Source organism: Rhizobium sp. P1_E1 (assembly GCF_056406015.1).
The window spans coordinates 1-5,082 of sequence record NZ_JBFUAY010000277.1; the positions used below are offsets into that span (position 1 = coordinate 1).

Consider the following 5,082-nt stretch of genomic DNA (forward strand, 5'->3'; position numbering starts at 1 on the left):
CGATCGTGCAGGTCGGCGTCACAGGAGACGTCCCGATCCCTCTCAACGCCATCGTTGGCAAGGAGCTTCAACTCCACGGAACGCAGCGCTTCCACGAGGAATTCGCGACCGCCGTCGAGTTGATCTCCAGCCGCAAGATCGATGTGCGACCGATCATCAGCCACAGCCTGCCGCTTGAAGAAGCCACCGCAGCCTTCACCCTCGCCGGTGACCGCACGGCGGCCTGCAAGGTGCAACTGACCTTTTAAAACGTGTCGCGGAACTCACACCTCTGCTCGGCGGGCGATGAGCAATCGAATCCGCTCGGCCGACGCGTCTACGCGCGCCTGGCTGCCCCGACGGCATTGCCGCCGCAGCCTTTCACGACGATCGGAGCAAAGATCTACCTCGCCTATCGCGAGTGGAGTGCAGGATCCGAGCGACGAGGGACGACATCACCATTATATCACCCGACGGCTCATCCGGCTGGACGGTGAGCCATTCCCGCAATGCCGAATCGATCGGTTCGCTATAAATAAACGCTATAGCGGCAGAGTGGAGTTGTGTTGGCCAGCGACGCTTTCCTGAACCTACTGTGACGGTGTCAGCGCTGGGCTGACACAACAAGAACCGCGGAAAGCGGTCAGGAGTACGCTGGGCCATATGCCAAGCGTTTGCACCCGAGAACATGGAGTGGGAACATGAAACTTACCGTAAGCCGCAGAGCACTTTTCATTTCTACTGCAATCCTTTCGCTGTCGGTTGCCGTTTCCGGCCTGCCAGAGATCGCGCTGGCAGCGGACGGGACGATCAAACTCGGGCTTGTTGCGCCGATGAGCGGTCCGAATGCGCGCTACGGCGCATTTTCGATGCATGGAGCCGAACTCGCCGTCAAAGACATCAATGATGCCGGCGGCATCGATGGGATGAAGATCGAACTCCTCAACGCCGACAGCCAGGGCACGCCGGTCGAAGGCGTCTCGGCCGCCCGTCGTCTGATTGACCAGGATGGCGTCGACTTCATCATCGGTGATGTTTCCAGCTCGGTGACGCTCGCCATTCAGCCCGTCGCGGAAGATGCCGAAGTGCTTCTCCTGAATGCGGCGTCGTCCAATCCGAAGATCACCTACCAGGCCGGCGTCGGCGGCTTTAAGTGGACCTATCGCAACTATCCGACAGATGAGAACCGGGCGCTGATCGTCGCCAAATATGCTGCAGAGCAGCGCGGCTTCACCAAGTTCGCCGTGCTCTCGGTCGACAGCGACTATGGCCGCTCGGCGATCACCTTCACGAAGAAATACCTGCCTGACTTCAAGGGAGAGATCCTCAGCGAAGACTACTACAAGGAAGGCGAAGTCGACTTCCGCAGCGTTCTCGCCAAGATCCGCGACAATGGCGCCCAGGCCATCATCATGTACGGCCTCGCCGATACGACGCCCATCATCGCCCGCCAGATGATCGAACTCGGAATAGCCGGCAAGGTCGCGCTGATCGGTAATGGCGAGTTCAACACGGAAAAGACCATCAAGTCAGCCCCTTCGGCGCTCGAAGGTGCCGTCGAAGCCGCCGCTTGGCTTCCACAGTTCGACTCGCCCGAAAGCAAGGCTTTCGTCGAGAAGTTCACGRCCGCCTACAATGAAGCCCCGAATAACCACGCCTACGTTCACTGGGATACCGTCAATCTCCTCGCAACGGCGATCAAGCAGGCCGGCAGCGCGGATAAGGTGAAGGTTCGCGATGCACTCTCGAAGATCAAATATAAGAGCCCGGTTGGCGAAGTCACTTTCGACGACCACAACCAGGCCCGATTGCCGATGATCTTGCTGCAGATCGAGAACGGCAAGCCGAGCATCAAAGGTGCATATACCGCGGACATTCAATATCCTGCCAACTAATCTGCCGGGAGGAGTACGCCCATGCTCTCGACCATAGTTGAGCAATCTATGAATGGAATCGTCACTGGTTCCGTTTACGCAATCGTCGCCGTCGGCATGACCATGATTTTCGGCGTGCTGAGAGCCATCAACTTTGCTCACGGCGAGTACTACATGCTCGGCACGTTCGGGGCCTGGTTTGCGATCGACTATCTCGGCCTGTCCTACGAAGCCTCGATTGTCGTGGGGGTTCTTGCGACAATCGCCGTTGCCTATGTGGTCGGGCAACTCGTCATGCGCCGGATGGTCGGCGCGCCCGCTGAGTCGGGCGTGCTCGCCACCCTTGGCATCGCGCTGATCCTGCAGAACACCATCATTCTCGTCTTCGGCGGAGGCTACAAGTTCTTCGCCGGAGGCTATATCGAACCGGTTTCCATCCTGGGCTTCAGTCTGGCCCAGCAGCGCATTCTCATTCTCGTCGTCTGCCTGTTGGTGTTCATCGGCCTCGAACTGATGGTCAGCTACACCCGCCTCGGAATGGCGATGCGCGCCGTTTCCCAGAACGTCGAGTGCTGCAGCGTCGTCGGCATCGATGTGCCGCAGGTGGTGCTTCGAACCTTCATGCTGGGGGCGGCACTCGCCGCGCTTTCAGGTGTTCTGACGGCGCCGGTCAACGTCAGCGTCTATGGCGGCATGGGCGAACTGATCACGTTCAAGACGCTGCCGATCATTATCATGGGCGGTTTGGGGAATGTGCGCGGCACTTTCGTCGCGGCGATGATCCTTGGCGTTGCCGAGAGCTTGGTCGCCACCTATGTCGGCCTGCAATTCCGCGACACCGTCGGCTTCGCCACGTTGATCCTGATGCTGATGTGGCGACCGCATGGCCTCTTTTCGACGCAGGCGCGCTTCTAGCAGCTGCGCCCGCCGACCTTTCTCGAACGACCGAGGACTCGACATGTCTCTGACGGAAACCGCTCAACAGGCACGCAGGCGCGACCTTCGCATACCGCTCGCCGCAGTCCTGGTTGTCCTAGCACTCGCCGCGCCGTTCATCGGCAGCCGCTACATCACCCATTCCCTGATCATCGCCCTGATTTTCATGCTTCCGGCACATGGGCTCAATCTGCTTGTAGGGTATACCGGTCTTCTGTCATTGGCCCAGGCCGCGTTCTTCGGTATCGGTGCCTATACGGCAGGTCTTCTCGCCGTAACCTATGGAACGCCATTCTACGTCAATCTCATCGCTGCGGGCGCCGTCTCGGGGGCCCTTGCCCTTCCGCTCGGCATTCCCGCCTTGCGGCTGCGCTCGACGTCCTTTGTMATGTGTACCCTGGGTTTCGTGATCATTGGCCAGGCCATCGCCAAGAACTGGATCTCGCTCACCCGCGGCGACATGGGACTATCGAGCATTCCAAAACCATACTTCGAGCTAGGCCCGCTTTCGTTCACGGTGTCCGGTACGACAAACTTCTACTATCTTGCCCTGATCATCGGGACCCTCGCCACCTTCGCCGTCTGGGCAATCGTCCGCTCGCCCGCCGGGCGCAACATGGTGGCGATCCGTGAGAACGAAACCCTCGCCGAATCTCTCGGCGTTCCCACATGGCACTACAAGCTGATCGTCTTCATGATCAGCGCCGTGTTTGCCGGGATCGGCGGCTGCCTTTACGCCTATTACCTGACGGTCGTCAGCCCGCTGACCTTCCAGATGTACTATTCGACGACGATGCTGATCATCGTGCTCGGAGGCGGGGCGGGCATGATTTCCGGCACTGTCTTCGGAAGCCTGCTCTTCGTCGGACTGACGGAGGCGCTGCGCATTACACCGGAACTGCGCATGATCGCCTATGGCGTCTGCCTTCTCGTCCTCGTTTTCTGGTTCAAGAAGGGCTGCGCGCCACTCATCAATCGCTTCTGGAATGCGATCGGAGGCGCGAAATGACCAGTCATCTTCCCCTTCTCGAGATCAAGAACCTCAGCAAGTCCTATGGCGCGGTCAAGGCCGTCGACGATGTCAGCATTCACATCGACCGAGGAGAGATCGCAGGTCTGATCGGACCGAACGGTTCCGGCAAGTCGACTTTCTTCGATTGCAGCACAGGCCTTGCGAAGCCGGACGCCGGCACGGTGGTCCTTGATGGACAGGACATAACCGGCTGGTCCTTGAACCGCATCGCCAGGGAAGGCCGCATGCTGCGATCTTTCCAGAAGACCGTCACCTTCAAGTCGCTCGATGTCGAGGAGAACCTGGTAATCGCCGGTCAGATGTTCACCTTCCCGTCCATTGCATCGACCTTCGGCCTCGGAAAGATGTCCCGCCAGCGCATCGATGGTCTCAGGGAGAGAGCCCGCGACCTGATCAAGATGGCGGGTCTCTGGGATGTGCGCCACCAGCCGGCGGGCAATCTGTCGGGCGGACAGCAGAAGCTCATCCAGTTCGCATCCATGCTGATGCCTGAACCGAAGCTCATCCTGCTGGACGAGCCGATGGCCGGGATCAATCCGAAGATCATCGAACGCGTCGTCGACACCATCCGCTATGCGAATAAGTCGCTCGGCGTGAGCTTCCTGGTGATTGAACACAATATCGATGTTGTCACCAGCATCTGCCAGCGCGTCATCGTGCTCGACCAGGGAGCCAAGCTCGTCGAAGGCTTGCCGGGCGATATCATTCAGGATCAACGCGTCAGGGAGGCCTATCTTGGCGGGTAATTCGAACCTTCTGATCCGCGACCTGCGCGCAGGTTACGGCAATCTGGATATTCTGAACGGCGTCGACCTCGACGTGCCCGCCGGACAGTTCGTGGCGCTCATGGGGCCGAACGGAGCGGGCAAGTCGACGCTTCTCAAAACGCTCTATGGCATGACCACGATCAAGCAGGGCAACATCGACTGGCGCGGCAAGAACATCGCGGGCTGCAAGTCGCGAGCCATTCTGGGTGAGGGGATTTCCTTCGTGCCTCAGGGGCGCTGCAACTTTCCCGTCATGAGCGTCGACGAAAATCTTCAGATGGCCGCCTATACTCTCCGCGACGCCAAGGTGAAGGCCGACCGCGATTACGTCTACGACCTCTTTCCGATCCTCAAGAAACGCCGTGCGACGCTCGCCGGCAATATGTCCGGCGGCGAACAGCAGTTGCTCGAAGTGGCGATGGCGGTGCTGCAGCGGCCGAAGGTGCTGCTGGTCGACGAGCCCTCGGTCGGGCTGTCGCCGGCCGCGATCGGC

General features: G+C 59.7%; 5 protein-coding genes and 1 pseudogene. All 6 read left to right on the forward strand.

Going from position 1 to position 5,082, the window contains the following annotated elements; genetic code table 11:
* Positions 1 to 248, forward strand: a pseudogene (locus tag AC1D1Z_RS33860) (L-idonate 5-dehydrogenase); the annotation flags it as partial.
* A gap of 432 nt (positions 249 to 680) precedes the next feature.
* A complete protein-coding gene (locus tag AC1D1Z_RS33865; RefSeq protein ID WP_477853189.1) occupies positions 681 to 1,874 on the forward strand; it encodes an ABC transporter substrate-binding protein in 1,194 nt (397 codons plus the stop codon).
* 21 nt (positions 1,875 to 1,895) lie between these two features.
* A complete protein-coding gene (locus AC1D1Z_RS33870) occupies positions 1,896 to 2,768 on the forward strand; it encodes a branched-chain amino acid ABC transporter permease (RefSeq protein ID WP_018245441.1) in 873 nt (290 codons plus the stop codon).
* A gap of 43 nt (positions 2,769 to 2,811) precedes the next feature.
* Entirely contained in the window at positions 2,812 to 3,798 is a 987-nt protein-coding gene (locus AC1D1Z_RS33875; protein WP_018245440.1) for a branched-chain amino acid ABC transporter permease, read from the forward strand.
* Positions 3,795 to 4,568 (forward strand): ABC transporter ATP-binding protein, encoded by a 774-nt coding sequence (locus AC1D1Z_RS33880; RefSeq protein WP_018245439.1) that lies wholly within the window; start codon positions 3,795 to 3,797, stop codon positions 4,566 to 4,568. Before AC1D1Z_RS33875 ends, AC1D1Z_RS33880 begins: the two co-directional genes overlap by 4 nt.
* On the forward strand, positions 4,558 to 5,082 hold a 525-nt coding region (locus tag AC1D1Z_RS33885), incomplete at its 3' end, for an ATP-binding cassette domain-containing protein (RefSeq protein ID WP_477853190.1). The genes AC1D1Z_RS33880 and AC1D1Z_RS33885, both read left to right, overlap by 11 nt.

Bases quoted from the DNA above. Each gene is read 5' to 3' on its own strand.
- AC1D1Z_RS33870 (WP_018245441.1), top strand. From the start codon at position 1,896: ATGCTCTCGACCATAGTTGAGCAATCTATGAATGGAATCGTCACTGGT.
- AC1D1Z_RS33880 (WP_018245439.1), top strand. From the start codon at position 3,795: ATGACCAGTCATCTTCCCCTTCTCGAGATCAAGAACCTCAGCAAGTCC.